General features: G+C 76.3%; 2 protein-coding genes and 1 pseudogene. 1 reads left to right on the forward strand and 2 read right to left on the reverse strand.

All coding sequences use genetic code 11. From position 1 onward, the window contains the following. Together ABFX54_RS56575 and ABFX54_RS57370 are read right to left on the reverse strand one after the other, a co-directional pair. The coding region (locus ABFX54_RS56575; protein ID WP_346115608.1) for an AfsR/SARP family transcriptional regulator at positions 1-356 on the reverse strand (356 nt) is incomplete at its 3' end. 208 nt (positions 357-564) lie between these two features. Next, positions 565-801 (reverse strand): annotated as a pseudogene (locus tag ABFX54_RS57370) (AfsR/SARP family transcriptional regulator); the annotation flags it as partial. A 125-nt stretch (positions 802-926) separates the two neighbouring features. On the opposite strand from ABFX54_RS57370, the gene ABFX54_RS56585 reads away from it, so the two are divergent. Then, the coding region (locus ABFX54_RS56585; protein WP_346115609.1) for a hypothetical protein at positions 927-1,285 on the forward strand (359 nt) is incomplete at its 3' end.

Raw genomic sequence — 1,285 nt, forward strand, 5'->3', positions numbered from 1 at the left:
CCTCCGGCGGCGGCCGGCGCGGGCGCGTCATTCACCAAGATCGCCTGCTGCAGTTCCCGCAGCCGCCGGCCGGGCTCCAGGCCCAGCTCGGCGCCCAGCAGCCGGCGTGCCCGCTGGTAGGCGTCCAGCGCCTCGGCCCGCCGACCGCACCGGGCCAGCGCCGTCATGAGCAGGGCCCACCGCCGTTCGCGCAGCGGGTGCTCGCGTGCCTGCCGGTCCAGCTCTTCGACGAGGTCGGCGTGCAGTCCCAGCCGCAGCCGCGCGTCCGCGTGGTCCTCGACGGCCCCGAGCCGCAGCTGCTCCAGCTCGGCGGTCCGCGTCTCCACCCACCGGGTGGACGGAACGTCCGCGAGCACGGGTTCGGGGGTGTGCCACAGCGCCAGCGCCCGCCCGAGCGCCCCCCTTCAGCCCCCGGCGCCCGCCCGCCACCCCGTCCTCGAACAGCACCGCGTCGATGTCGCCGTCGGCGAGCAGCTCGTATCCGCGCCGCCGCCCGGCCAGCACGTCGGGGCCCACGAGCCGGCGCAGGCGGCTGACGTACGCGGCGATCGTGTTGGCGGCGGTCCGGGGCGGCCGTTCGCCCCAGACCGCGTCCACCAGCTGGTCGGTGCTCACCACCCGCCCGGCCTCGACCAGCAGCACGGCCAGCACCACCCGCTGCTGCTCGGCGGCCACGCCGACCCAGCCGCCACCGGTGTGAACGCGTAACGGCCCCAGCATCCGAAACCGCATCCCATGCCTCCCCTTGCACCGAGCGCCGCGAAACTCTTCGTCACGCGCCGCCGCCCGGATCACCGGCATGCGGAAGCTCCCGCTCCGGGCAGGGCCGGAACGGGAGCTTCCTGGGTCTGGCCCCCGCCGGATCACCCGGCGGGGGCGGCGGTCACGGGGTCGCCGGCGGGCGGAAGATCTGCCAGAGACGCCAGATGATCACCGGCGCCTTCGAGCGTGGCGTGTCCGACGAGTACGGCTTCGACGCCGGGCCCCATCCGGTGCCCTGGTCGGCCATCTCGTCGGCCATGCTCCTGGCCGTCCCCTGGTGGGATCCCGTGGGACGGACCCGGCCCAACTGCTCGTCGATCGAGCGTTTCTGCGCCTCGGACAGCCCGCGCGACTGGCCGGTGCTCTGCTGGGCCGGCGGGTTGCGCCGGGCCTTGGCCGGGGTGTTGCGCTGGACCGCCCTGCGGCTGCTCGGGCGGACGGCGGGCCGCTGCCGGATCCTGACCTTGGGCCTGCTGGCCCGTCTGGTCGCGGCCCGGCGCGCGGCGGCCGCTCGCCGCTTGGC

This window comes from Nonomuraea maheshkhaliensis, assembly GCF_039529435.1.
GTDB lineage: Bacteria > Actinomycetota > Actinomycetes > Streptosporangiales > Streptosporangiaceae > Nonomuraea > Nonomuraea maheshkhaliensis.